Source organism: Streptomyces fuscigenes (assembly GCF_021556455.1).
GTDB lineage: Bacteria > Actinomycetota > Actinomycetes > Streptomycetales > Streptomycetaceae > Streptomyces > Streptomyces fuscigenes.
Genome location: NZ_JAKGCV010000620.1, coordinates 1 through 2528 on the forward strand (window position 1 = coordinate 1; position 2528 = coordinate 2528).

Consider the following 2528-nt stretch of genomic DNA (forward strand, 5'->3'; position numbering starts at 1 on the left):
CCGCCCGGGGCGGCGCGACCGGCGCCGCGGGGATCACCGCGTCCGGGAACGGGCGCGGCCCCGGGGGCGGTGCCGCCCGGGGTGTGGCCGTCCGGCGGACCGGCCGCCCGGGCCGCCGTGGATCTGTCCCTGTCGCCGCCGTCCCCGTCGGGGGACGACCTGTGGGACCTCAGGCCGCGCACCTCTGCCGCCCCCGCTCCTGGTCAGGACCTTCACGCCGGCCCGTGTACCGGCTCTCCGCACGCTCCGCCGCCCTCGCTTCGGCCTCGCGGCTCTCCAGCTCCTCGCGGAGCCGGGCCAGGGCGCGGTGCAGTGTGCTTTTCACGGTACCCGCAGACATTCCGAGCGCGGCGGCGGTCTCCTCCGTGCTCATCTGCTCCCAGTGGCGCAGGACGACCACACTGCGCTGCTTGGGGGCGAGCACCGACAGGATGTCCATGAGCAGGGCCCGGTCGGCGCGCTGCTCGGCGCCGTCCTCGATGCGGGGCTCGGGCAGCTGCTCGGTGGGCACCTCCTCGAGCTTGCGGGCGCGCCACCATTCCGTACGGGTGTTGATCATGACGCGGCGCAGGTAGGCGTCGGCGAGCGACTTGTCGGCGATGCCCTCCCAGCGGCGGTAGGTGCGGGCGAGGGCGGTCTGCAGCAGGTCCTGCGCGTCCACGGGGTCGGGCACCAGCCGGCGGGCGCTGCGCAGCAGTGCGTCCTGCCGGGTCCGTACGTAGTCCTCGAATGCGAGTACCTCGCCGACCTGTGCCATGCCCGACCGCCTCCGACCCCGTGATCCACGCGCTGTGCGTACGCCACAGAAATTACGGAGGACTTGTCACGGAGCTGTCCGGGTCGCCCGTAGGCGGGCGCACGGCTGCCCATCGGTTGTGTAACGGAACGACATATCGGGCGCCGGGCGGGCCGGAGACGGGTGCGGGGGCGGCAGGCGGCGGCGCGGGGACGCCCGGCGCGGAGGCGGGCAACCCCTCACCGGGTCGCGGGGCCAACGGCGCGGGCTCGCGGGCCCGGACGGCGGCGGGCCCCCGCAACGGCCGCCGCCCCGGAGCCTGATGGCGACGCGGGCGCGGGGGGCGGACGGGCCGCCCGACGCGGGCGCGGGGCGGACGGGCCGCGCGGGCTCAGCCCAGCGGCAGGCGGTAGCGGCCGCCGCTCAACGGCTCCACGAGACCGTCCGCGACCAGGCCGTCGAGCGCGCGGGCCCGTTGGACGGGTTCGTGCCAGACCGCGTCGAGCTGCCGCTGCGCCACCGGGTCCGTCGCCTCGCGCAGCACGGCGAGCAGCCGGCCGCGCACCTGCCGGTCCGTTCCCGCGTACGTCTGCCCCCGGCGCGCGGGGCCGTCGTGGGCGGGCTTGCCCGCGAGCCGCCAGGCGCAACTCGCCGCGAGCGGGCAGGAGCCGCACGCCTCGCTCTTCGCCGTGCACACCAGCGCGCCGAGTTCCATCGACGCCGCGGCCCAGCGGGCGGCCGTCGCCTCGTCGTCCGGCAGGAGGGCGCGGGCGAGCGTGCGCTCCGCGGCCGTCGTGGCGTTGGGCGGGTACTGGACGCCGGTGACGGCGCGCGCGAAGACGCGGCGCACGTTCGTGTCGAGGACCGCGTGGCGCCGGCCGTACGCGAACGAGGCGATGGCCGCGGCCGTGTACTCGCCGACGCCCGGCAGCGCGAGCAACTGCGCGTGGTCGTGCGGGACGTCGCCGCCGTGCCGTTCCGCTATCGCCCGCGCCGCCGCGTGCAGGCGCAGGGCGCGGCGCGGGTAACCCAGCCTGCCCCAGGCACGCACCGCCTCGCCGGGGGCCTCCGCCGCGAGGTCGGCGGGCCGCGGCCAGCGCGCCAGCCACTGCTCGTAGACGGGCAGGACGCGGCTCACCGGCGTCTGCTGCAGCATGAATTCGCTGATCATCACGCCCCACGCGCCGGCCTCGGGGCGGCGCCAGGGCAGGTCGCGGGCGTGCGCGTCGAACCACGTGATGACGGCGCTGTGCAGGGCCGCGGGATTTTCTTCCGTTGCAGTCATGACACTTCGATGGTCCCACGTCGCGACGGGCGGACATGCGGGAACGACTCCGTGATGATCATCCGTAAAACTTGCGGCGAGGAGCGGCATGTGGGGCCTGAGTTGCCAGTGATCTCTCGTAGAGTTCGGTGCGTGGGTTCTCTGCGCAATCCTGTCGGGCCGCTTCCCTCCTCGATCTACTGGCGAAGGAGGTCGGTGGCCGCCGTCCTGATCGTGCTGGTCGCCGCGCTGATCGCGTGGGTCGTCACGATGGGCGGCGGTGGCGGGGGCAAGAAACGCGACGGCCGCGGCGGGGGGCCCGCGCCCGCGACCTCGATCACCCCGGGCCCCGGCGGCTCGGGCCCCGCGATCAGCCAACAGCCGGGCGGACGCGACGAATCGGGCAGCGGATCCGGCGGGACGTCGGGCGGCTCCGACGACGACGGCGGCAAGAACGGCGACACGGCCGGCTCCTCCGGCGCGGGCGGCACAGCCGGCTCGGCGGGCTCCGGCACGGCCGGCTCGGCG

General features: G+C 75.9%; 2 protein-coding genes and 1 pseudogene. 1 reads left to right on the top strand and 2 read right to left on the bottom strand.

The window, feature by feature from the left end:
* Window positions 1–169: 169 nt before the first annotated feature.
* Together L1885_RS27035 and L1885_RS27040 are read right to left on the bottom strand one after the other, a co-directional pair.
* Window positions 170–757, bottom strand: a complete 588-nt coding sequence (locus L1885_RS27035; RefSeq protein WP_235799785.1) for a SigE family RNA polymerase sigma factor — start codon at window positions 755–757, stop codon at window positions 170–172.
* A gap of 370 nt (window positions 758–1127) precedes the next feature.
* On the bottom strand, window positions 1128–2021 hold the full coding sequence (locus L1885_RS27040; protein ID WP_235799786.1) for an iron-sulfur binding domain-containing protein: 894 nt from the start codon (window positions 2019–2021) through the stop codon (window positions 1128–1130).
* A 132-nt stretch (window positions 2022–2153) separates the two neighbouring features.
* On the opposite strand from L1885_RS27040, the pseudogene L1885_RS27045 reads away from it, so the two are divergent.
* Window positions 2154–2528 (top strand): annotated as a pseudogene (locus L1885_RS27045) (hypothetical protein); the annotation flags it as partial.